Genomic DNA, 23,037 nt, shown 5'->3' on the forward strand with positions numbered 1-23,037 from the left:
ATCAAGATGATTCGCGAGTCACGAGACCGAATCGATCGCGAACTTTCAAAAACAATCGTCGGTCAAAAGGAAGTAATCGAGCAGTTGCTGATTTGCCTTTTCTCGGGAACGCACTGTTTGATTACAGGGGCGCCGGGGCTCGCTAAAACGCTACTGGTTCGATCCGTTTCGCAAATCTTCCATCTAAATTTCCAGCGTATTCAGTTTACGCCCGACTTGATGCCCGCCGACATCACCGGTACTGAGATTTTAGAGCAGCATGAGGATGGCCATCGTCACATGCATTTCGTGAAGGGGCCAATCTTTGCCAACGTTTTGCTCGCCGACGAAATCAACCGTACGCCGCCCAAAACCCAAGCCGCACTGTTGGAAGCGATGCAAGAGCATCAAGTCACAGTGGCCGGACAAAGGTATACACTTGAGGAACCGTTCTTTGTTCTTGCGACGCAGAATCCGATCGAGATGGAAGGCACCTACCCGCTGCCTGAAGCTCAGTTGGACCGATTTATGTTCAACGTGTACATCGATTACTTGCCGTACGCCGACGAACTCGATGTTGTTCTTAAGACCACGTCACGCAATTCCGAGCCGATCGAGCCGCTTTTTACGGGCGAAGATGTGCTGAAATTTCATAGCTTGGTTCGCGGTGTTCCGATCGCAGAAAAAGTCGCAGGTTATGCTGTTAGGTTGGTCGCGGCAAGTCGTCCGGGGCGGCCAGAATCCCCTGCATTTACCAACGAATGGCTGGCTTGGGGAGCGGGGTTGCGTGCGGCTCAAATGTTAGTGTTAGGTGCAAAGGCTCGCGCACTTCTTCAAGGTAGATCGAACGTCGAAATTGACGATATCAAAGCTCTCGCGCTACCTGTGTTACGACACCGCTTGATCCTGACATACAAAGCTGAAGCACAGGGCGTGCGCATCGAAGACTGTATCGATCGGTTATTGAAGGAAACGACGCTATGAGTGCGGTCGTAGATCCACGACACCTATCTCAAATCGATCCAGACGCATTGCTGCAAATCAAAAACTTGCAGTTGCGTGCGAGAATGCTCGTCGACGGATTTCAGAGCGGCCTTCATCGCAGTCCGATGCATGGTTTCTCAGTCGAGTTCGATGAGTATCGGCCCTACTCAGTTGGAGATGACCCACGCACTTTAGATTGGCGTTTGTACGCTCGAAGCGACCGGTATTGCGTAAAAAAGTATCGCGATGAAACGAATCGCCGCTGCTATATCGTGCTTGATTTTAGCCGATCGATGGATTTCGGCTCGCTTTCCCATACAAAATTAGTCTATGCCCAGACCATTGCAGCAACTTTGGCCAACTACCTCTGGCGACAACGCGACGCAGTGGGCTTCGTTGCATTCGATTCTCAGGTGCGAGAGTTTGTACCGGCAAAACGAAGGCACGGGCAGTTGCAGCGCGTCATCGCTTCCATCGACAATCAAGCTGGCGGGGATGCAACGCGACTGGATCTTCCATTGCAACAACTCGCGGAAACGATTCAAACTCGCGGCTTGGTTGTGTTGATCTCCGACTTTCTGACACCGATCGACCAACTTCAGTTGCCAACGAATCTGGTGTCTGCTCGTGGGCAAGACGTCTGCTGCATTCGCATCCTTGATCCTTCCGAAGCCGATTTTCAGCCCAAGGAAGCGGTGACGCTGCGCGATGCAGAGACTGGTAAGTTAATGTATATCGAACCAGCGGTCGCCAGTAAGCAATATCGCGAACGATTCAACGAGCATCGGCTGGCATTGTCGAATCTTTGCGATGCTTCGGGAGTCGAGCTGATTGAATGGACGACCGATAAGCCTCTGAGCGACTTGCTGATGCAGTGGTTCTCGAGTCGTTCTCGCACAGGCGGGCGTGCCGCGTCGCGTTCCTCTTCCCGAGGAGGCGGTCGCGGATGAATTTTCTCGCTCCTCTTTATTTCGCTGCCCTCGCGGCTCTGGCTGTACCGATTGTTTTGCATTTAATTCGCAAACAGCCGCGCAACGACCAAGTTTTTAGTTCGTTGATGTTCCTTTCCCCATCGTCGCCCAAAGTTACGCGTAAAAGCCGCATTGATAACTGGCCGCTGCTGCTGTTGCGGGCTGCGATTCTCGGACTCTTTGCATTCGCATTCACGCGGCCTTTTTTGCCTGCTTCAGCCGATATTGCCTTGAACAAAGCGACTCGGTTCCGCATCGTATTGATCGACCGAAGCGCGAGTATGCGACGCGAGAACGTTTGGCAGCAGGCCATGCAAGCGGCGAAGGAGTCTATCGATGATCTTGATGTGACAGACTCTGTCAGCGTCGTCGCATTCGATCGCGAACCGACCGTGCTGGTTGACGCATCAAGTAAGGCCGACGGAGTCGACGCAAATTGGCGTGACTTGGCAATCGGTGCCGTTAACGAATTAGACAAAGCGGGCGCGACGTGGAACACAACAGACTTGGTCGCTGCACTGCAAAGTTCGATTGACCTGTATGAGAGCTTCCGCGCTAGCGGTCAAGCTTTACCGAACACGATTAGCGAACTCGTATTGATCAGCGACATGCAATCGCAACAAGACTTAGATCGCTTACAAGAAATTCAGTGGCCTGATGGGCTGCGATTGGACGTGACGACCGTTGCACCTAAAACTTTGGGGAATGCAATTGTTACTTTGTTAGGTTCGCTCAAACCGAACCAAGTTGCATTGGCTGCGAATGAAGGCGATTCCGAGCAAGTTGCTTCGGGAGATAGTGCCAAAGCAGCTGACAACTCGCGACTGCCAATCAAACCGAAGTTTCGCGTCAGGATCGACAATGAGGCTTCATCGCAAGCTTCTAACTTTGAATTGCTGTGGCAGGAAAAACAAGGAGTTTCGGAACAAGCAAGCGGCGTCAGCTCAAATGCGAAGACAGAGAAAGTCCCGGGGCAGTTCGAAGTCGCTGCTGGTCAAACTCGTGTGCTACAAATTGATGGGCCTACGTTTGAGACGGGTTCAATCAATCTGGTAGGAGATGAGACTAGTTTCGATAACGAGTACTATTTTCATCAGTCGCGACCCAAGCCGATGCAGTTTGTATATTTAAATGATCGGGGGGCTGTGATCGACCGCGAAGATATTGGGTACTTCTTAACCAAGCTTTCCGACGATCAAAACCCATTGTTGCCGAGCGTCAACGTTATCAACTCACAACAGCTAGCTACTATCCTGGAAGAAAGTGTTCCACCTGCACTCGTCGTAGCAAATGCTGATCTTTTGGCTGCATCTGCGGAACCGCTCGCTCGATACGTCGCTGATGGCGGTGTTGTGATGGTGGTGCTCGACAAAGAACCGAAGCAAGGGGCCGAGTTCGAAACTTGGTGGCAGCGTTCTTTCAATGCGGAAAAAATTGAGCTGTCCGAGGAAATGGTTGATGATTTCTTGTTGCTACAGAAGATTGACTATTCGAATCGGATGTTCGCTCCATTCAACGATCCAAAATCGAACGACTTCACCAAGATACATTTTTGGAAGGCGAGAAAGGTCGCGGGGTTGGAGGCTGCCGATTGGTCGACTTTAGCAGAATTTGATTCGGGAACGCCGGCGTTGTTGCAACGTCGAGTTGGCAGTGGATCCTATTTGCTCCTGTGCAGCGGCTGGCAGACATCCGATTCACAATTGGCATTGTCGACGAAGTTCGTTCCCATTCTTTTGAACGCTGCAAGCCGACGAGGGCGACAATCGGAAAGTTTGAATTGGGTCGTCGGTGAACCGATCGAGATCAATACTTTGAGTGGCGTAGCGGAGATCAACGGTCCAGATCAAGCGATCATTAATTTGGAAGAAGGAAAGTCGTTTACGCCTGATCGTCCCGGACTTTATTGGTGGTCGGATCCTAACGACGAAACGCGGCGAATTGCTGCGGCCAACCTTGCTCGTCCAGAATGTGATTTTTCCGTGACAACTTCTGATCAATTGGAAAGTTATGGAATTCGCGTTGGGGAAATGGCGTTAAAAGCTCAGTTAGAGAACAACGCGCGACAGATGCGAGATACGGAACTGGAATCGTCACAGCAGTGGTGGCGTTGGCTTCTGCTCGCAGGTTTGGTTTCAATCGTGCTGGAAACGGCGTTTTCCGTTCGGCGCAACTCAAGAATGAAGGAACCATTGGGAAATGGATGATCGAATTCACATCAAATTGTGGCAGATCAGTCGCAGTATCAATCGTCTGCGGATGGCATGGTGCGTGGCGCTCATTGGCTTGCTCGTTCTCCTGGTTCTGGCGGTCTTGTCCAAGCTCGAGCGCTATGATTTGTTCCAGAACTCTACCTTCATCATAACTTTAGCCAGTGTTGTAGCGGTGGTCTTGACCTGCTGCTGGTTCGCTATCAAAGGTCGCTCGCCCACGGCATCGGCGTTGGCAACGAAAGTTGAGAAGAAGTTTCCCGAACTGAAACAATCTCTAACAACGGCGGTCGATCCACACTCGCGACTCTGGAGCAACCCATTGCTAAACCGCGAGGTGCGGGAACGCACGTTGAGGCATGCACATTATAACCATTGGACTTCCATCGTTTCGGCGAAACAGGTTGTGCTGGTGGGCATCCTGAATTTCGGCTTGCTGCTTGCCTTTGGAGCGTTTTTTGTGCTGCTGTCAACGCGCAGCGCTAGCGGCCGCTTTGAATCGATATCCAGCGTACAACTTAGCGAGGATCTTGAAACTCTCAAGGTTGAACCGGGGTCCGTTGAAATTGAACGAGGCTCTTCGCTTACGATTTCGGCAATTTTTGGAAAGCGAACACCGCTAGACGTCAACTTGCGAACGGTGTTTGGAGCGGAACTCGAAGAAAACGAAAACTTTGCTTTGCCCGCAGACGAACAGCCTGTTGAACGGATTGAAGCGATGCGACCTTCGCTGAAGGATCCAATCTTTACGCAGCTAGTATCCAATATCCAATCCGACTTTCGTTATGCAATCGAATTCGATTCGGCCGTCTCCGAAACGTACAACATCACGGTGTTCGATTATCCAGAATTACAAAGAACGGATGCGTTGTTGAAGTATCCTGAGTACACGCAGTTGCCAGAAAACCGCGTTGAAGATACTCGACGTGTGCGATTGGTCGCCGGGACCGATCTTACGTGGCGATTGTTTGTTAACAAGCCGTTGGTCAAGTGCGAATTAATTAGCGAAGACGGCACGATTGAGACAGCAGAGCTCGATCAAAACGCTACTAACGAGTACGTCGTATCCATGCAGCCGAAGGAGTCAGGGAAGTGGAAGGTTTCGCTTACCGACGACGCTGGCCGCGCTGCTAAACTTGACACGTTCCTTCACGTAACTGTTGTTCCTAACTTGCCTCCGGTTATCAAGATGACTGCGGGGGCGGATGTGAGCGTTTCACCGCTAGAAGAGTGGCGTGTGGCAGCTGATATCAACGACGATTATGCATTGCTTGATCATGGGATCAGCTTTGTTTACCAGTCGACAACGGATGAAGCGGTCGTTGTTCATTCGACATCAGCAGATTTGCTAAAGAAGACGTCACTGGAACATTTGTTTGATATGGAAGCTCTCGGTGCAGAGCCAGACCAGCTAATAAGCTATTGGATCTGGGCCGACGACTATGACGCGGACGGCAACGTTCGACGGACATCCAGCGACTTGTTCTTTGCCGAAGTAAGACCGTTTGAGGAGATCTACCGCCAAGGCCAAAATCCTGGCAGTCAAGCTCAACAGCAACAGCAGCAACAACAGCAATCGTCAGCTGGCCAGCAGGCAGAGGAATTGCTTCAATTGCAAAAGCAAATTCTGTCCGCAACTTGGAATCTCCAACGTCAAATGAAAAGCGATGAACCAAGCAGTTTGTGGGAGTCGGATGTCGCTATCGTAAAGGAATCACAAACGACCGCTCGTGAGCAATTGCGGGAGGCGATCACGGAGATCACAGATCCAATTTCGATTGACGCTGCAGAGGACGCCTTGCGAACGATGCAGTTGACGATCGATTCTCTTTCCAACCCGGCCTTAGACACAATCGACAAGGCCATGGTAGATGCTCTGGCCAGTGAACAGGCTAGCTATCAGAGTTTATTGAAGTTGCGAGCCCGTGAGCACGAGATCGTTCAATCGCAAAATCAACAGTCGCAAAGCTCTTCGTCTGCATCATCGGCTCAGCGACAACAACAGATAGATCAATTGAAATTGGATCAAAATCAAGATCGATACGAAACACAGTCGCAAGCATCTTCACCCCAAGAACAGCAATCGGCTCAAGCGCAAGAGGCACAGAATCGACTTAAAGAGCTAGCGGAACGCCAGTCTGATTTGAACGAACAAATCCGCCAGCTTGAGTCGGCCTTGCAGAATGCTCAAACTCCTGAAGAACAAAGAGAAGTGCAAGACCAGTTAAAGCGCCTGCGCGATGCGCAGCAAGAGCTGTTGCAGGATACGGACGAACTGATGGAGCAAATGGCGCAAGAACAGTCGCAGCCTATGCAGGAAGCGATGGAGCAAACACAGCAGGCTCGTGAAAACATTCAAGAAGCAACAGAGAATCTTCGTGAAGGCAACACGTCGCAAGCGTTGACGGCGGGCACTCGTGCAGAACAAACCCTAAAGGAAACAGAGCAGGAGCTGCGAAAGCAAACGGCAAGCGATCTGTCTGATTCACTTCGCAACCTCCAATCCCAGTCGCAAGATTTGGTGGAACGCCAAGAGCAAGTTCGCGAGTCAATGCAGTCTCGCAACAGTGCGGATGACCAGCCGGGTTTGCGAGCGCAGGACTCCAAAGAAGAACTGCAGGCAGAGATCGAGAGGCAACGTGAAGTGCTTAAGGATCTGCAGGAACAAATGCAACAAACCGTTCTTCAGGCAGAGCAAGCTGAACCGTTATTAGCCGACGCCTTATATGACGCCTACCAAGACACGCAGCGAGATCGAGTCGATGAAAAACTCCAAGCACAGTCTTTGCTGATGGACCGCGCTATGCCAGAAGAAGCAACTCAGTTTGCTGACGAAACACTTGAGAACCTTAAAAAGCTTCAGTCCAATATCCAGACGGCCTCCAAGGATGTTCTGGGAAGTGACGTTGCTGACCTAGAGCGAGCGGCCTCGGAGCTTCAGCGATTGCGCGAGCAGATCGATCAAGAGCTCAATCGCAATCGGCCTGACGGCGCTTCGCCACAAGAAGCTCGCGAACCTCGTGACGGTGACGTTGCCCAGGGCGGTGGAAGTGAAGTGAATGACCCTGAGGACGAATCTTCCGATCAGAATCAAGAGAGGTCCGAATCAGGAACTGGTGCACCTGGTGCTAGTGAAGCAGAAAACGAACCACGGGACCCCAACACTCCACGCCAAGCCCAAGGTGAACGACAACAAGGTCAGCAAGGTCAACAAGGACAACAAGGACAACAAGGACAACAAGGACAACAAGGACAACAAGGACAACAAGGACAACAAGGACAACAAGGACAACAAGGACAACAAGGACAACAAGGACAACAAGGACAACAAGGACAGGCTCAGAATCGCAATCGCGGTGGTGGGCCGAATGGCGAAGAACAAAGCGAAGAGCAGGAGGCAAGCGAGTCGAGTCAAGCGGAGGGAGGTCGCCAGAAAGGTTCTGGCGGTCAGAACCAAGCAGGTGGCGGTGGCGGCGGAAACCTTTTGGACCAATTGCGAAGTTTCTCGCAAGAGCAGCAAGCCGCGGAAGATCTCCCGCTTACGGGTGAGGCGTTTCGCGAATGGAATGACGCGCTGCGGGGCGTAGAGCAGTTGCTCGAGAACCGAGAAGACCGTGCGCTGGCGGCAGATGTTCGGCAAGCTGCTAGGCAGATGCGAACGGACTTCAAACGCCGTTCAGAAGAGCCCAAGTGGGAGCTTGTCGATAAACTGATTGCGTCACCTTTGAAGGAGTTGATCAACAGGGTCGATTTAGAGTTGCAACGGAAAAAGGGAAACAACCAAGCGATTGTACCCTTAGACCGAGATCCGATTCCGCTTGGCTACGAAGAAGCTGTACGAACCTATTATGAGAACCTCGGAGCGGGGCAATGATTAGTAGTTGTTCGGGCATGTTTTTAAATACGATAAAGCTTCCCGTTGCCGAACTCGTCTTCAATCGATCGTCTTGGTGGCCCGTCGCGGCTATCGGTACGATTGTAGTTGTGCTGTTGATGCTGTGGAACTATTCGTCGCACGGAGTGTTGAAGCGACCTGCGACATGGATCTCAATGCTGCTGAAGACACTTGCATTCGCAGCGATTGCGATTTGTCTCTTGGAGCCGATGAATTCGTTTGAATGGCCGCGTCCACAAGAGAACGTTGTCGGCGTTCTTTTGGATGCGAGCGAATCGATGAATATTGGCGTTAGTTCCGATCAAGTCGCTTCGCTACAATCACAGTACCTCACCAATGACGCTGCTTGGCAACGCCGAATTGCCCAAGACTTTGATGTGCGGCGATATGCGTTTGGCTCTGAAACGCGGTCGCTCGACGAATTAAACAACGTCTCGTTTGACCAACGTCAGTCTAATCTTGCAAGTGCGATCGAAGTCGTTCAGCAGCGAATGCAAAAGCGACCACTTGTAGCATTGTTTGCGTTTACTGACGGCAACGCGACTGATGCAGAACAACTTGATCGGATTATTGAAAGTCAGTCAGAATCGGATACATCGCCGGTTCGTATCTATCCGGTAATGATTCGCGAGAACGCCCAGTTGATCGACCTTAGGATCGCTGACGTCTCTGTTCAGGTCGCTGATTTTGAAAGCTCGCCAATTGGCATGGACGTTCGATTGGATGGCATCGACGTTCGGGGTGAATCGATTGTTATTCGAGTTATCAATGACGATGATGAGAAAGTTCACGAACAGACGGTAACACTGCCAGCAGATCGCGATGAGCATCGAGTTCCGATTCGGTTCACGTCGGCCAAACCCGGCGTGCAGCGTTTCAGACTTGAGGCATTCCTGTCCAAAGACACTCAAGCACTCTCCGGAAGTGACTCGACGGTCGAAACGACACTGGCGAATAACAAACGCTTTGTCGTTGTTAACCGCGGAGCTGGCCCTTACCGAGTTCTTTATATTTCCGGACGGCCAAACTGGGATTTCAAATTCTTGCGCCGTGCGATGACAATGGATCGCGAAGTTGATTTGGTTGGTCTCATACGCATCGCAAAGCGTGAAGCGAAGTTTACGTTTCGCGACCAGACCGTGGCTGATTCTAATTCGTTATTTTCAGGTTTTGAAGATAATTCGGATGGAGCTGCTGAACAATCTGATGAGCCCGTGTTCATTCGCCTGGGAGTGCGTGACGCGCAAGAACTGAGCAAAGGTTTCCCCGAAACAGTTGCCGAACTGTATGCGTATCATATGGTTGTGATCGATGATATGGAGAGCGATTTTTTTACTTCGAGTCAGATGCAGATGATTCGGCGTTTTGTAAGCGAGCGTGGTGGGACGCTGCTGATGTTGGGCGGAGCAGAGGCGTTCCGCGGTCGAGCGTTTGTCAACGGTCCGTTTTCTCAGCTAATGCCGTTCTATTTTGCAAATCGCGATGATGCCTCTGGCAAACTTGATCAGTTAAAGTTCGACTTGACACGAGAAGGATGGCTTCAGCCTTCATTGCGAATTGAAGAAACCGAACCGCAAGAGCGAGAACGGCTTGAAAGAATGCCGCTTTTTCGTTCACCAAGTTTATCCAGTGGTGTTAAGCCTGGTGCGGTCGTCTACGCTTCCGGTGAAGATCCTAGTGGTACGTCGACGCCACTGCTTGCAACGCAAAGGTTTGGACGCGGAAAGACAGGGGCGTTTCTGTTGAGTGATTTCTGGCGTTGGGCTTTGGCCAATCCAAAAGCAACCCATGAAGTACCGAGTTCGAGCTTTGGCAGAACAGCGACTTACGATGACCCGAAACTAAACCCGGCCATGATCGCTTGGCGACAACTATTTCGATGGATGATTACGGATGTGCCAGATCGAGTAGATGCGGAAGTTATGATTACCAAAGGAAACACTGAAGCTTCAACGGAAGACGGTAATTCCAAATCGGTGTCGGTGAAGGTATTCGACGAAGAGTTCAAACCTATCGACAATGTCACGGTCAATATCGAAGTCAAAACTCCGGACGGTAAAACACTCAAACAACTGGCGAATCCAAGTGACGATGAGCCTGGTACGTTTTTGAGCCAGGTTTATCCGGGTGAGGATGGGGCTTACGTGGTAACGGCGACGGCTTTGGATTCGGAAGGTGAGGTCATTCGGACCGACGCGACGGGGTTTGTGATTAATCAAGCAGCCGACGAACTTGGAGAGCTGCAGCCGAATGCCGATTTGATGGAGAGGTTGGCGCAGCGCACGGGCGGACGAGTGTTGCAGCTTTCCGAATTGGAGAGTGAAGCGGCCAAGCTACCGGAGCTTAATTTGGCCGAAACGATTCGTCGCGTTGAGCCGTTGTGGCACCAGAGCTATATCTTGCTGTTTGCGTTTGCGGCGCTCCTAACCGAGTGGGGACTGCGGCGATGGCGAGGGCTTCCGTAATGCATATTAATATTGACAAGCTAATGCACATGAGATCCGGCGTAGCATTCTTCATCGCAGTATGTCTGGTGATGATCCAGGAACGTCCTGAATGTTCGGCAGAGAACGCTCCTTCAGATGCCGTTGAATCGAAAACAGCCGACGTCGTTATCGCGGTTGGAGCGATTGGCGAACCGGCGTTTCAAGAAGATTTTACGAAGGCCGCGACAGCTTGGAAGGATGCCAGCGAACAAGGCGGTTTGGCATACCAAATTATTGCCTCGGAGCTTGACGGTTTGGATAGCTCCACTAGCGACTCCGCGAGCGTTCAGTCAGACCGGGATCGCCTGCTGGCTGCGATTCAGAACTGGCAGAAAACGCCTACGGATCGAGCACGCTGGCTTATCTTCATCGGGCACGGAACGGCGAATAGAAAAGACTTTCGGTTCAATCTCAGCGGTCCTGACGTGAGTGACCTTGAGGTCAAGGAAGCGTTACAGGGAATGAATTCGCAACTGGTTGTGGCATGTTGCTTTTCCACTAGCGGCGCGTGGTTACCGACTTTGACGGGGCCAAATCGCGTCGTTATCACGGCGACGAAGAATGCGTCGGAAATTAATTATAGCCGTTTTGCCGTTAACTTTGCACAATCGATCAATGATCAGGAAGTCGACCTGGATCATGATAAGGAAGTAAGTCTGTTGGAAGCTTTTTTGGCCGCCAGTCATCGCACGCAGCAATTTTACGAAGAGACGCAGCGGCTGACGACGGAAAATGCATTGCTGGAAGATAACGAAGACGGAAAAGGAACAAGCGTCGATTTCTATGATGGACTGCGAGTTGTTGGGAAAACCGAAGAGGCCGCCGATATCGATGGCAATGTCGCGAAACGAATTGTGCTTGTGCCAAGCGACGAAACACAATCGCTTACGCCCGAGCAGATCGCAGCACGGGACGAGCTTGAAGGTCAACTGGAGAGTCTGCGTTCCGAGAAATTGAAGCTTGCTGAGGACGACTACTATGCGCGTCTCGAACGAATTCTCCTGCAGCTTTATGACGTCTACAATCGCGAACCTGACGTAGAGGCTGTAGCTGAATAGTTTCCGAAATTGACGTGCTCCAGGCTTGGGCCGGACGGAATCGGCGGTAACCAAACGCACGATCTATGTTCTAAAGTCAGTTAATTTCTGATCAAGCCTGTCGATTTTTAGCTAAGTGGAGCTGGCGGGGTGCTTTCCGGATGGGATTTTGACTATAATCGGGCGTCGGACATTCTTCCCCTGGATCTGGAAAGCTTGTATGAAGAAGAGATTAGCGATTGGATTGCTGGCAAGTTTGGCCTTAAGTCTCGTAACGAGTCTTGCCTACGTTACGATCGTAGTTGCGGATGACCAAGAAACCGCACATTCTCACGCTCTCAATGAGTTGAGCGACGAAGAAAAATCGAGTGGCTGGAAATTGCTGTTCGATGGGAAATCGACTGAGGGCTGGCGGAATTACCGCAAGGACACTATCAGTGAAAACTGGAAAGTGGTGGACGGAACGCTGACACACTCGGGCAACGCTGGCGATATCGTTACAAAAGAACAGTATGGTGCGTTTGAGTTGATTCTTGAGTTCAAGATCGCTTCGGGTGGTAATAGTGGTTTGATGTACCATTCGACGGAAGAAGCAGATACGCCGTGGATGACCGGCCCTGAAGTTCAAATCCAAGACAATGTGGCTGGCCATGACCCGCAAAAATGTGGTTGGCTTTATCAGCTTTACACGGCAACGGAAGATGCAACGAAACCAGCTGGCCAATGGAATGAACTGCGTTTGCTTATCACTCCTGAAAAGTGCGAGCACTACGTAAATGGCGTGAAGTACTTTGAATACGTTAAGGGTAGCAAGGATTGGGACGAGAAAGTTGCCGCGAGCAAGTTTTCGCAATTCAAGAACTTCGGAAAGCCGACAACTGGTTACATCAGCTTGCAAGATCACGGTGATGAAGTAGCCTTTCGCAATATTCGTATCCGTGACTTGACGAAAAAATAACACACAGCAACTTGTGTTGTAGATCCTTCCTCTCCCGCAGGGCTCCCTGCCCCACCAAAAAACGGAGGCGCGCTTACAAACCTCGTAAGTGCGTTTCCGACTCTTCTCACTAATCTACAGTGCACTCTTGCCGCCTAGCGCTGGCGAATTTCCCAACATGACCGAGTTGCCCCCATTTTCCACGCGCTCAATCCCTTGTAACGGAAAATTGATCTCGCAGTTGCGTAAGAAGGTTGGCTGGACCCAAGGCGAACTGGCAAAGCGAGCGGGTTTTTCAGAACGGCTGATTGTCAAAGCAGAGGCGAGTCAAAATATTTCTGCATCGACATTGTCTATTATTGCAGAAGCTTTGAGCGAAAATGGCGAAGCAGTTTCTGTACATGAGCTTGCTGTCGATCCCGCGGCACTCGCGAGAATATTCTTTTTGTCGATGTATCAACGCGAACGGAACGTCATCGACCTGAATGATCATTTTATTGCGCCCGATGTGGTTGTACACTTCACCGGCGATCCGAAAATCTTTCCATTCGCAGGCTCACACTTTGGCAAAGAAGCAGCGCGACGGGCGTTCGATTTGTTCTACAGTGTGATAGAACCACCACAAGATCATTCAGAGATCGAAGACTTTCAGTTTGTTTCTACTGGCCATGGTGCGCTCGTGTGGGGAGATACGTGGGCACATCCGATTGGAATGCCAATGCCTGGCCCCATCAAGCTAGCCGTAAAGCTCGACTTTCGGAACGGCAAGTTGATATCATTTGATGATCGATTCGACACACATGAGGGCGCAAATCACTTTGCGAAGGCCAAACTGCTAGCATCGGAATAGGGCATGCAAGACTTAACAACAGTCTCCGAAGATGCGATCGTCACAGATCCAAAGCAATTCAACATCATCGATCTGTTTGCGATGCTCACTATAGCCGCACTTCTGTTGGCTGTTGCAGCGCCATACCTGAGGGAGTTGAGTACTGAAGGGCTGCTACAACTTTCTCTGACAACGTTGGTCCAATCTGTAATTGCGATTGGCGCAATCGCACTATTATCGGCGCAGCGAAGGAGCTTACTTGCCGGTTCAGGCCGACGCTTGGGGATGGCGTATTGTGGCGAAGGGAAATGGCGACATTGGCCAGCGATTTACAGTGTGCTTGTCATGTTATTAGTAGCCGGTGCTCAGCTTGCCTTCTCGATTGGATTGACCACTTTAAAAAATGATCATCATGGAATGCGATTCCATTACCTCTCCCAAATACAGTTGGCGATTACTTGTGGTTATGTGATGTCACGATTCATGTGGCGGCTCTATCCGAATACGATAGAGTTCTTTGAGAATGGAGTTTCGTTCAATGGATTATCACTAAATCCGTGGAATGCGGTCGAGTTGCGACCAAGCGAGCTCTACTCAGATCGCGTTGTAGTCGTGCTGCGACCGCCCGGAAAAGCCTTCGCAGTTGTACGCAAGATGGCCCGTGTCAACGACGCTTTGCGAAGCGTCTTGATCGATAAGGCTATGGGGCCTGTTCCGCTCTAAAGCCAAGCAGTCCCGTTCAAGGCTAACTTCTCTTCGTCGTCTGTTAAGAGGTGCACGTGTTTGCAAACCAATGCATATACGGATAGACGATTTCAATGCTAAGGCAATAGTATTCTCGAACCTTACACGATTCGCTGGCTCGCCTCGCGGTCATTTTACGCAACCTTTTTGAGTTTTTTTGCTCACGCGCTTTCGCGTCGTGGACCCAACACGGTTCCATTCCCTCTGTTTCGTGATTGGTTGTGCAATTCTTCGCAATAAAGGTGTCAGGACTCTTTTCTGCACATACCGCACGCGCGATCTCTAAAAATGCAGGCTAGCGAGCTTGACTTTTCAACGCTGGCGTTCGCTGCCTCCCGATGTTCAGCACATATTGATTTAGTCGCAACTTCGTACGCATAACTCAGAGCTTAACCGAAAATTTGCACTTCTGGATCGGTAGAAGGTTCCGCCAATTTACGGTTTTTTTTATGCGTCGAACGATCGTTGGCTGTCACGGTAAGCCGCATGTCTACGGCAGTTGTTTAGTGGCAACAGTGTGTAATGATTTGATGCACATAACCAAATGAAAACACCAAATGTGCATTAGCTAAAGGCCTAAAAGATGAATCGAAAGACCGCATTGATCGGTGGCGTTTCATTGTCAATCGCGTCTCTCGGGTATATAGCGTTTAACTCTGGCAATGGAGAGACGCAAAAAGATCCATACCGTGTTCCACCACAGGAAGTATCTCCTAAACAAGCGGCGCCTTGTGAGCAAACTGATGTTGAGCTCGCGACGGTAGTAGGTGCGCAATTTGACAGTCTCGTACGCTCGAACATAAAATTTTCAGCACGGCCGCATGACATTGAAACTTCTGGTTTCAGCATGCTTCTCAATCAAGTCCGCAAATGGGGCGAAGAGACGGATCTGAAAAAGGTTGCGGCTCAGTTTGATCGGTTTGGTGAAACGACACGATTGCAAATGGATCGTTATCTTCAGAGTGGTCACGCAACTCCGCCCCAAATCGCTGAAACAATGATGCTCAAAGCCGCCTCTTACCAGATGGACGGACTGCCTGAGAAGGCGTATCAAACACTCAGCGAACTCCGTACGATGGCCGAATCCCACCCGGTAGGTGCACAGAATTTTCTCTTCCCGATCATTTACCTTCAAGGAGTCGCCTCACTCCGAATCGGCGAGAACGCAAACTGTATTATGTGCCGCGGTGAGAGTTCGTGCATTCTGCCGATCTCGAAGGAGGCAGTTCACCGAGACCGCCGCGGTTCATTGCAAGCGATCAAACACTTTACCGAATACCTTACAGTTTTTCCGGACGATCTGCGAGTCAAATGGTTGCTGAACATCGCATATATGACACTGGGTGCGTACCCTCAGAAAGTGAGCTCCAAACATCTGGTATCACTCGATCAGTTTTTTGATGATCAAAACTCAATTGGCAAGTTTATTGACGTTGGCGCTCGACTGGGAATTAATCGGTTCAATCAAGCTGGCGGAGCGATCATGGACGACTTCGACAATGATGGTTTGCTTGATATCGTGTATTCAAGTTATGATTCACGAGTACCTATGGCAGTCTATAAAAATCTAGGGACGGGCAAGTTTGAAAATGTTAGCCAGGTAGCCGGCTTGAGCGAACAGCTTGGCGGACTCTATTGTGTGCAGACCGACTACAACAACGATGGCTTGCTCGACATTTTCGTCGTTCGCGGGGCATGGTACTACGGGGATATGGCAGTACGGCCATCTCTATTGACAAATCTTGGCAATCTTCAATTTGAAGATGTGACCTTTACGGCTGGTCTTTCAAAGCCTGTCAATTCGATCACAGCGCAGTGGGCAGATTATGACAACGACGGCTGGTTAGATCTGCTTGTAGCATGTGAACAGCAATCGAACCTGCTCTATCACAACAACAAAGACGGTACGTTCACCGAAGTTGCAGCACAAGCAGGGTTAGCAGGAGAAAGTGATTTTCAGGCCAAAGGAATTGCGTGGATCGACTACAACAATGACGGTTATCAAGACGTCTTTCTAAATAACATGTCGGAAACAGGCGGTCAGTTCTACATCAACAACCATGATGGAACGTTTACGAAGTCGACGCGCGAAGTGGGAATCGAAGGACCTGAGTCAGGTTTTTCTTGTTGGGCCTGGGATTACAATAACGACGGTTTGCTTGACATCATGGCGACATGCTATCAGAACAATCTCCCTGCGTGTGTCCATGGACTGCTTGGCCTTGAGCAGCCGCTTGAAACGACTCGGCTGTTCATGAATGTTGACGGCGTTCGATTTGAAGATAAAGCTTCGGATGTGAATTTAGATCAAGTTCTTTACTGCACGGGTAGCAACTATGGGGATTTTGATGGTGACGGGTTTCTTGACTTCTATTTAGGGACTGGCGAACCAGATATTTCTTCGCTCGTGCCCAACCGTATGTTCAGAAATTTGAGCGGCGAATCGTTTGCAGATATTTCTGCCAGTTCGGGTACTGCACATCTGCAAAAAGGTCACGGTGTTTCTTGTGGCGATTGGGACAATGACGGCGACGTTGATATCCTGATCGAAATGGGAGGCGCGATCGATGGCGACCGGTTTCACAACCTCATGTTTCAAAATCCGAATCAGGGCAAGTCGTTTGTTGAATTAAAGCTGGTCGGTGTGGAAAGCAACCGCGCCGCGATTGGTGCTCGGATTAAAATTTCTACCGATGATGAATCCTGTCCGACGATCTATCGCGTGGTCTCGTCAGGCTCTAGCTTTGGGGCGAATCCACTTACCGCTACTATTGGTTTAAACGACGCGACGAAGATCGAAAACATTGAAATCAGTTGGCCTTCTAGCGGAAAAGTACAACGGTTCGATGGCGTGGCTTTGAACAAGTTTTATGTTATCGAAGAGAATGAGGTCGAACTTTTGCCGACAGAGCAGACCGCGATAGCGCTGCCCGGGGAAGTCAGCATGGCAGAAGCGATGCGGACTTCGCGTGATTGAGTTCGGTAACTTAGGAATTGTCCCAAAACAGTTACCTATTTTAGCGGAACGGCGAAAGCCGTTCGGTGTCACAAAACCGGAGGGCTCGCGCCCTACCGCTACAATTGATTTGCGGAATTGACTTCAGGACACTCCCTTAGACTACTCGGCAACCATTTCAAACGTCAGCTTGCCAACCGTGCCATAGTCGGCTTCGTACTTTCCTGGCTGTGCAACATACACTTTTCCAAGTGCGCCGCTGAGAATGATGCTTCCCGCGGGGAGGGTATATCCACGTTCGACGGTTTGATTGATCAGAGCCTGAAGGTTTTGCCACATATCCAAGTCAATTTTATCGGCTGCTACGGCCCCGATCTCTTCGTCGTCTTTTGAAACGCGAATGCTGAGCTGATCTGGCTTGAACATCTCAGGTTCAATCGCCTCTCCGACCAGAAAACGACTAGCCCCGATGTTTAGCGCGATCGTTTCCGCGACGTTTGGTGGATTGCTCATACGCGACGTGTATCGTTTTGGCATTTCGATTACAGGAACGATTTTTTCCACTGACGATTTTGCATGTTCGGCTGTGGGTATTGCGTAGGCGATATCCACGCCGATGACGAAACCAAGTTCAGTTTCGAGGATCGTTTCGGCATCGGTATCAATCGTAAGCGGTTTTTTGTCGCTCGCAGCCAAACGTCCTGATTGGAACATAACACCAATAAGCAGATGAGAGATGCCAAGTTTCTCTTGGTCCGTTTTGAAAACGGCTCCACCCTTGAAGCCAGCGACGCGTTCGGTTGTCAGTTTTCGTTCGACAAGTCGGCGTTGAATTGCAAAATAATCTTGAAAGGCACCTTCGCGATGTTCTTGAGGGATATTTGCGATGGGGGTGTTGTTCTGCAACGAATCATGAAGCTGTTTTTCATAGTCCCGCGCCCATTTCGCATCGAGCCATCCGTTTGATTCAGCCCAGACCGAGAACGCGTTGCGCCACGCGTCCAATGGCTGGCCGGTAGAACGCGCGCCAAATCCGTGAACGCCTTTTTGGTAGACGTGGGCTTCAGCCGGTACGTTGGCCTTTTTGAGTGCCACCGCAAATTCAAGGCTGTTTAAAGACGCATCATCAAACGCGTGAGCGATGAAAAATGGTGGAGTTGTTTTGCCAAGTTTCGAAGTAATCGATTGCTTCACGCCTGCCTCACGGAAGCCAACCAATCCGCCGGGGTAGATCAACGCAGCAAAATTGGGACGACATGATACAGTGTCAACTTCATCGATCGGTTCGTATTGTCGATCATCATGTTGAGTCGCAAGGTACGCGCAGATTTCCGCACCGGCGGAAAATCCGATGCACCCGATGCAGTCAGGATCTATTTTCCACTCGTTTGCTTTGGATCGAATGATGGAAAGCGCGCGTTGCGCGTCTTGGACACCGATTTGCGCCCGAGCCGGCACGCGGTACTTGAGGACGAACGCCGTGATGCCAAGTTCGTTGAGCCATTGAGCGACTTCGAAGCCTTCGTGTTCGATCGCCAGCCGTTGAAGTCCTCCGCCGGGAAGAACTAAAACCGCAGTCCCGTTCTGTTTGCTTTGTTCAGGTAAGAAGACGGAGACAGTCGGTGTCGAAACGTCGGTCAACTGATAGAAAGGTCGCGGGCGATTTTCGAGAACTCGTTCGGAACCTTGAGTTGGAACGACTGTTGGCGGATCTTGAGGCCACACATTGAAACTACTTGATGATTCGGCTGCCATGGATTGAGACGTCCCAAAAACTCCAGCAATTGCGAGGAAAAGACAAGCCACATGGTGTGGCACGAATGACTTCAACATAGTTTCAACCAGCATTTGAGGTGCGTGATGTTCAGATAATTCGCCAACTTGCGAGCATGCTCGAGATCGCACTCGTCCCAGCACGCGCCCTTGCGTGTCCTTCATGGTACATCAACAAAGAGCACAATTCGACTAGGGGACGGATAGCATTGATGATTCCATACTACGTTCGCTGTCTCAGTTAGAAGGCGAGCTCGATTTTCAAGTCGCCACCAAGGCGATTTTGCGCGTTTTCGGATTTGCGGCGTCGATGCGTACATGGATGAAGTCGCCGTCTTTTACGTTTTTCGGGAGTTCTAGCGCCCGAGTTCGAATGGCCGAATCTTCAGTTTGTACAAGGCTGGCTTGCGCGTCGACGACTTCTGCGAGTAGAACCTCACCTATCCGATGCTGTAGCGAGACAGCCTCTAAGAGGTCAATGACAGCACGATCGACGTTGGAAGCTCGCGCTTCGTAGCGCTCCATCACTTGAGGTAGACGCTCGAGCTTCTCCAGCAAATCGCTCGAAGGTTGACGGTCGTTCAATAAGCAATCGGCCAAGTCTAGTACATATCGATCTGCCAAGCGACGCATGGGTGCTGTTGCGTGAGAATACGTGGCTGCGATTGCCGAGTGCCATGGGTTTTGCTCCTGTGCAAAAGTTTGATAAGTAGCTCGCCCACCGCTCCGACGCGCTTCCAGTAGAAAGCGTTGATGGGTCACGTTCTCGGGATCGAGCCTGCGCTGCAAATCACGCAGATTCTCATGCTCGTTCCACTTGATTTTGAGCACGTGCGCAGTGCGTCGTAAACTTTGTGTCGCTTTTGGAGAAGGTTCAGCCATGATACGAAACAAGCCGACACCGGCCTGCTTAAAGAGTTTGCCGATAGCCAAATTGACAGCCAATGACATGGTCGAATTGATAGCTTCAGCATAATTACGAGCCCGCAGCGCCAGGCGTATACCGCCCGGTGCATCGGGATCGGTGACTACCACTTGTTGGGGGAATTCAACTCGCGACGCACCTCGAGCAACTTCGTTCGCCCACATGCGTTGAGCGAATTCTTCCAGCAGTGGCATCGAACTTATATTGATATTGTCGTACGCTAATTTGGCACGACTCTGACACACGACGCGTTCGATCGACTTCAGACGGACTTCGCCGACCCTGTCCACTGCGACGGCGATTAGGACTGCGGGGCGAGGACCGTTTGGTAGAAGGCTTGCTGCACCTTGCGAAATAGGCTTTGGATAGAGCGGTATCTTTTCGGTGAGGCCATAGATCGTGACGCCTCGTGTCCAAGCCTCTTGCTCAAGCGCACTTCCTGGAGCGACGAATGCACTTAAGTCAGCTAGGGCATAGGAAAGTACAATTTCATCACCGTCGGCCTCTAAACAAAAAGCTTGATCAAGATCGGTCGATGTTGCGGGATCTAAGGTCACCAGCGGAAGTGAGCCAGCATCGCGGCGACCGGCCATCCAAGCCACCTGACCATTGGCCGCTGTCGCCTTCAAAGCCAACTCCATCGAATCCAGCACCAGCGGCGGGAAAGCAGTTGGCAGTTTGAATTGCTGAATTATTTCGCCTAGACCCGCGGCCAAAGCTTTTCTGGCCTCTTCAGCAACATTCATCTCGTATCCACGCTCGCTGTAAGGTTCGGACCACCAGCGTTAAAAAGAATTTAGCGAACTGGCCCCGCTGCAGCACTTTAAAGGGACAAATTCAGACGGTCAAGATATGGGCGGATGCTGATCTTTGGTGTCAGCAGCCTTGAAACAAAGCCAACGTGAAACGACTCGATAACTTCGCTGATTATTGTACAATCCGACAAATTGCTGCTGACGCAAGAGTTTGCAACTTTCCAAGAAGAGAATCAGAATGCCATCGAAAATCGTCTACACCATCACAGATGAAGCCCCTGCCTTGGCAACTTATTCGTTGCTGCCGATTATCCGAGCGTACACCCATAGTTCCGGCGTGGTGATCGACGAACAAGACATCTCCTTGGCTGGGCGAATCCTTGCGAATTTTTCTGACAAACTTACGACGATTCAAAAGCAGCCCGATGCTCTTGCCGAATTGGGCGAGCTCGCGAAACTGCCGGAAGCGAACATCATCAAGTTGCCCAACGTTTCCGCTTCGATTCCGCAACTGGTGGCGGCGATTAGCGAACTGCAGGCCAAAGGTTATGCAATTCCTGATTATCCTGCTGACCCAAAATCGGACGCTGAAAAGGAAGTCAAGTCGCGTTACGCAAAGGTTTTGGGAAGTGCGGTGAACCCAGTCCTGCGAGAAGGAAACTCTGACCGCCGCGTAGCCGCTCCCGTTAAAGAGTACGCCCGCAAGAATCCCCATTCGATGGGAGCTTGGTCCGCCGACTCTAAATCGCACGTGGCATCGATGACGCAAGGCGACTTCTACGGTAGCGAGCAGTCTTGTGTTATGAAGTCCGATGGCAATGTCAAAATTGAATTCGTTGATCATCAGGGTAACGTAAAGCTGCTGAAGGAGCTAAAACTGCTGGCTGGTGAGATCATCGACGCATCCGTGATGAGCGTGACCGAGCTTCGTGAATACTACGAGCGTGAGATCGCCGACGCGAAGCAGCAAGGTGTTTTGTTGTCGTTGCACTTGAAGGCAACGATGATGAAAGTTTCCGATCCGATCATCTTCGGCCATGCTGTTAGCGTATTCTTCAAAGATGTCTTTGAAAAACACGCCGAGACGTTGGCGTCAATTGGCGCACAGCCTAACAATGGTTTGGGGGATCTGTACGCGAAGATCGATAAGCTGCCAGAAGCAAAGCGCGACGAGATCAAGTCGGACATGGAAGCAACCTTGCAGAAGCAACCCAAACTGGCAATGGTAGATTCTGGACGCGGCATCACAAATCTGCACGTGCCTAGTGACGTGATCATCGACGCATCGATGCCAGCGGCGATTCGTTCGTCGGGCAAAATGTGGGGCCCTGATGGCAAACTGCATGATACCAAGGCATTGATTCCCGACCGTTGCTATGCGGGAGTTTACCAAGCGACCATCGAGTTCTGCAAATCCAACGGTGCTTTCGACCCACGCACGATGGGAAGCGTGGCAAACGTCGGCTTGATGGCTCAAAAAGCCGAAGAGTACGGTTCGCACGACAAAACGTTTGAGATGGATCAAGATGGAAAGGTTCGCGTTGTCGACTCAAGTGGCGCGGTACTGATCGACCATGACGTGGCCAAGGGAGATATCTGGCGCATGTGCCAAACAAAAGATATTGCCGTCAAGGATTGGGTGAAGTTGGCGGTGCTGCGAGCCAGAGCGACTGGTGCAAAGGCGATTTTCTGGCTTGATCGCGATCGTGAGCATGATCGGAATTTGATTGACAAAGTCAGCTTGTACTTGAAAGACCATGATACTGCTGGACTCGATATTCAAGTTCTGTCACCCATTGAAGCCACAACAGAGAGTTGTCGCCGAGCGAAGGAAGGGCAAGACACGATTTCGGTAACTGGAAATGTGCTTCGCGACTACCTGACCGACTTGTTTCCAATTCTCGAGCTGGGAACTAGTGCCAAGATGTTGTCGATTGTGCCGTTGCTGGCTGGTGGCGGGCTGTACGAGACAGGGGCTGGAGGTTCAGCGCCCAAGCATGTGCAACAATTTGTTGAGGAAGGTCACTTGCGATGGGATTCGCTGGGTGAATTTTTAGCTCTCGCTGTTTCGCTGGAAGATGCGGGCAATAAGAGCGGCAGCGCGGATGTCAAAGTGTTGGCCGAAACGCTCAACACGGCGACTTCCAAGTTCTTAGACAACGACAAATCCCCATCGCGAGATGTTAAGGAACTAGACAATCGTGGCAGCCATTTTTACCTGGCATTTTATTGGGCAGAGGCGCTTTCTGCTCAGACCAAGAGTGCGAAACTGCAGGCTGAATTTGCACCCGTTGCGAAAGAAATGGCTGAGAATGAAACCAAGATCGTCGACGAACTAAATTCAGCTCAAGGCGAACCAGTCGACATCGGAGGCTATTTCCGACCCGACTTTGCAAAGGTTTCCGCTGCGATGCGTCCGAGCACGACGCTGAACCAAATTCTGGCGGGCTTGGGTAGTGAATGAATTATCAGAAAGTGTGCACTGACGAATGCATTCTTTCTCGTGTTCAAGCCGAAACGCAACGTTTTGAAAAACGTTGCGTTTCGCGGCTCTGA

13 protein-coding genes are annotated in these 23,037 nt (G+C 50.7%); 11 read left to right on the forward strand and 2 right to left on the reverse strand.

Annotated features, from left to right (window positions below; all coding sequences use genetic code 11):
- The first annotated feature begins 6 nt into the window (after nt 1–6).
- The 10 genes from SH451x_RS06085 to SH451x_RS06130 all read left to right on the forward strand — a co-directional run bounded on the left by SH451x_RS06085 (nt 7) and on the right by SH451x_RS06130 (nt 17,049).
- Complete coding sequence (locus tag SH451x_RS06085) at nt 7–963, forward strand: AAA family ATPase (RefSeq protein ID WP_479362888.1); 957 nt, start codon at nt 7–9, stop codon at nt 961–963.
- Nucleotides 960–1,913 carry a DUF58 domain-containing protein gene (locus SH451x_RS06090; RefSeq protein ID WP_479361555.1) on the forward strand — a complete coding sequence of 318 codons (954 nt, stop codon included), beginning with the start codon at nt 960–962 and terminating at the stop codon, nt 1,911–1,913. The genes SH451x_RS06085 and SH451x_RS06090 overlap by 4 nt, the downstream gene beginning before the upstream one ends.
- Complete coding sequence (locus SH451x_RS06095; protein ID WP_479361556.1) at nt 1,910–4,141, forward strand: BatA domain-containing protein; 2,232 nt, start codon at nt 1,910–1,912, stop codon at nt 4,139–4,141. Before SH451x_RS06090 ends, SH451x_RS06095 begins: the two co-directional genes overlap by 4 nt.
- Entirely contained in the window at nt 4,134–8,018 is a 3,885-nt protein-coding gene (locus SH451x_RS06100) for a coiled-coil domain-containing protein (RefSeq protein ID WP_479361557.1), read from the forward strand. Before SH451x_RS06095 ends, SH451x_RS06100 begins: the two co-directional genes overlap by 8 nt.
- The gene (locus tag SH451x_RS06105; RefSeq protein ID WP_479361558.1) at nt 8,015–10,504 is read left to right on the forward strand and encodes a hypothetical protein; all 2,490 of its coding nucleotides are present in this window, start codon (nt 8,015–8,017) and stop codon (nt 10,502–10,504) included. Before SH451x_RS06100 ends, SH451x_RS06105 begins: the two co-directional genes overlap by 4 nt.
- A 29-nt stretch (nt 10,505–10,533) precedes the next feature.
- Nucleotides 10,534–11,583: a hypothetical protein gene (locus SH451x_RS06110; protein WP_479361559.1), complete on the forward strand. Its 1,050-nt coding sequence runs from the start codon at nt 10,534–10,536 to the stop codon at nt 11,581–11,583.
- Between the two features lie 199 nt (nt 11,584–11,782).
- Nucleotides 11,783–12,520: a 3-keto-disaccharide hydrolase gene (locus tag SH451x_RS06115; RefSeq protein WP_479361560.1), complete on the forward strand. Its 738-nt coding sequence runs from the start codon at nt 11,783–11,785 to the stop codon at nt 12,518–12,520.
- A gap of 88 nt (nt 12,521–12,608) precedes the next feature.
- A complete protein-coding gene (locus tag SH451x_RS06120) occupies nt 12,609–13,349 on the forward strand; it encodes a helix-turn-helix domain-containing protein (protein WP_479361561.1) in 741 nt (246 codons plus the stop codon).
- Between the two features lie 3 nt (nt 13,350–13,352).
- Nucleotides 13,353–14,051: a hypothetical protein gene (locus SH451x_RS06125; protein WP_479361562.1), complete on the forward strand. Its 699-nt coding sequence runs from the start codon at nt 13,353–13,355 to the stop codon at nt 14,049–14,051.
- Between the two features lie 604 nt (nt 14,052–14,655).
- Nucleotides 14,656–17,049: a CRTAC1 family protein gene (locus tag SH451x_RS06130; protein ID WP_479361563.1), complete on the forward strand. Its 2,394-nt coding sequence runs from the start codon at nt 14,656–14,658 to the stop codon at nt 17,047–17,049.
- A 141-nt stretch (nt 17,050–17,190) separates the two neighbouring features.
- Here the strand turns inward: SH451x_RS06130 and SH451x_RS06135 are convergent, their stop codons facing one another.
- Together SH451x_RS06135 and SH451x_RS06140 are read right to left on the reverse strand one after the other, a co-directional pair.
- Nucleotides 17,191–18,861 carry an alpha/beta hydrolase fold domain-containing protein gene (locus tag SH451x_RS06135; RefSeq protein ID WP_479361564.1) on the reverse strand — a complete coding sequence of 557 codons (1,671 nt, stop codon included), beginning with the start codon at nt 18,859–18,861 and terminating at the stop codon, nt 17,191–17,193.
- A 201-nt stretch (nt 18,862–19,062) separates the two neighbouring features.
- Complete coding sequence (locus tag SH451x_RS06140; RefSeq protein ID WP_479361565.1) at nt 19,063–20,472, reverse strand: RNB domain-containing ribonuclease; 1,410 nt, start codon at nt 20,470–20,472, stop codon at nt 19,063–19,065.
- 247 nt (nt 20,473–20,719) lie between these two features.
- On the opposite strand from SH451x_RS06140, the gene SH451x_RS06145 reads away from it, so the two are divergent.
- Entirely contained in the window at nt 20,720–22,945 is a 2,226-nt protein-coding gene (locus SH451x_RS06145) for an NADP-dependent isocitrate dehydrogenase (RefSeq protein ID WP_479361566.1), read from the forward strand.
- Nucleotides 22,946–23,037 lie beyond the last annotated feature (92 nt).

The organism is Njordella aestuarii (assembly GCF_056494165.1).

Bases quoted from the DNA above. Each gene is read 5' to 3' on its own strand.
- SH451x_RS06125 (WP_479361562.1), top strand. From the start codon at position 13,353: ATGCAAGACTTAACAACAGTCTCCGAAGATGCGATCGTCACAGATCCA.
- SH451x_RS06130 (WP_479361563.1), top strand. From the start codon at position 14,656: ATGAATCGAAAGACCGCATTGATCGGTGGCGTTTCATTGTCAATCGCG.
- SH451x_RS06145 (WP_479361566.1), top strand. From the start codon at position 20,720: ATGCCATCGAAAATCGTCTACACCATCACAGATGAAGCCCCTGCCTTG.
- SH451x_RS06140 (WP_479361565.1), bottom strand. From the start codon at position 20,472: ATGAATGTTGCTGAAGAGGCCAGAAAAGCTTTGGCCGCGGGTCTAGGC.
- SH451x_RS06110 (WP_479361559.1), top strand. From the start codon at position 10,534: ATGAGATCCGGCGTAGCATTCTTCATCGCAGTATGTCTGGTGATGATC.
- SH451x_RS06105 (WP_479361558.1), top strand. From the start codon at position 8,015: ATGATTAGTAGTTGTTCGGGCATGTTTTTAAATACGATAAAGCTTCCC.
- SH451x_RS06095 (WP_479361556.1), top strand. From the start codon at position 1,910: ATGAATTTTCTCGCTCCTCTTTATTTCGCTGCCCTCGCGGCTCTGGCT.
- SH451x_RS06135 (WP_479361564.1), bottom strand. From the start codon at position 18,861: ATGTTGAAGTCATTCGTGCCACACCATGTGGCTTGTCTTTTCCTCGCA.
- SH451x_RS06115 (WP_479361560.1), top strand. From the start codon at position 11,783: ATGAAGAAGAGATTAGCGATTGGATTGCTGGCAAGTTTGGCCTTAAGT.
- SH451x_RS06100 (WP_479361557.1), top strand. From the start codon at position 4,134: ATGGATGATCGAATTCACATCAAATTGTGGCAGATCAGTCGCAGTATC.
- SH451x_RS06085 (WP_479362888.1), top strand. From the start codon at position 7: ATGATTCGCGAGTCACGAGACCGAATCGATCGCGAACTTTCAAAAACA.
- SH451x_RS06090 (WP_479361555.1), top strand. From the start codon at position 960: ATGAGTGCGGTCGTAGATCCACGACACCTATCTCAAATCGATCCAGAC.